The organism is Peribacillus sp. SRI_006, from assembly GCF_057586375.1.
Genome location: NZ_JBYCZT010000045.1, coordinates 1 through 1,192, shown reverse-complemented (window position 1 = coordinate 1,192; position 1,192 = coordinate 1). Strand labels below are relative to the sequence as shown.

The 1,192-nt window shown below is 40.7% G+C and carries 1 protein-coding gene; it reads right to left on the bottom strand.

Annotation, left to right across the window (positions count from 1 at the left end; genetic code table 11):
• Positions 1 to 43: 43 nt before the first annotated feature.
• A protein-coding gene (locus tag AC2YHV_RS27540; protein ID WP_487374602.1) for an IS3 family transposase occupies positions 44 to 1,192 on the bottom strand; the annotation gives its coding sequence in 2 pieces (ribosomal slippage) (positions 44 to 945 and positions 945 to 1,192; 1,150 coding nt annotated over the 2 pieces). This gene is flagged as partial in the annotation.

Sequence of the window (1,192 nt, the reverse complement as noted above, 5' to 3'; positions counted from 1 at the left end):
TGCACATAACCCTGTCAAGTAGACAATAAAAAAAGAGTATTTTTTAAGCTGCGGCCTTTTCTCGATATTCAATTGGGGAAAGGCCGTTGAATTTCTCTTGAAAGCGAGCCGTATTGTAAAACTCTATATACTCTTGAATAGCTAGATAAGCTTGCTCTGCTGTTTTTGGACATGTTAAATATAACTTTTCTGTTTTTAAATGTGAGAAGAAGCTTTCTATACACGCGTTGTCGTGACAATTGCCACGACGAGAGTGGCTTCCTCGAATGCCGAGTTCCTTCACCTGATTTTCATATGATTTCGTCGTATATTGGAATCCTTGATCTGAGTGCAGGAGAGCCCCCTTGCTAAACGGCTTGTCCCTTAGCTGGTTTAGCGTATTATGAACCAATTCAAGATCATTTCGTGTAGAAACTTCCCATGCAACAATTTCATTATTATACAAATCTAAAACGGCGGAAAGGTAGGCAAACGTGTCTCCAATCCGTACATAGGTTATATCTGTTACTAACTTATGAAACCTCATCTCTGCGTAGAATTCACGATTTAAGACATTATGAAATACAACTGACCCTCTTCGACCGTAGAAAGGGCGTTTCTTCCGAATGACTGATTGGACCCCCAACTCTCTCATTAATCGACGAACACGCTTGTGGTTTACAACGATTCCTTCTCTGGACAAAGCTCCAGTCATCCGTTTATATCCGTAGTAGGGGTGTAGCTTATGGATGGCTAAAATATGTTCCTTTATCCATAAATTTTTCTCAAGTCGCAAAGAACGAGCAGAATGTGTCTTCCGCCATTTGTAGTATCCAGCCTTTGAAACTTCAGCGATTGTTAATAGCCACGAAAGTGGGTACGTTTTCCTCAAACCATCGATTATTTGAAACCTTTCGGCTTTCAGGACCATTCCTTCCCATGTAGATTTGGATTGCGCTTTTTTAAATAATCCACCTGCGCTTTTAGATAGGTATTTTCCTCTTCGACACTAGAAAAATTCTTACGGTTCCATACACCACGTTGATCTTCAAAAGACTCGTTATTCTGCACTTTCTTCACCCAACTGGCTATCTGTGCATCACTTTTAATACCAAAACGCTCACGAATCTGGCGATATGACCAACCTTCCTCCACTTTCAGACGAACCACTTCTCTCTTTAATTCTTCTGTATACGCTTGAAACGTTTGCCCC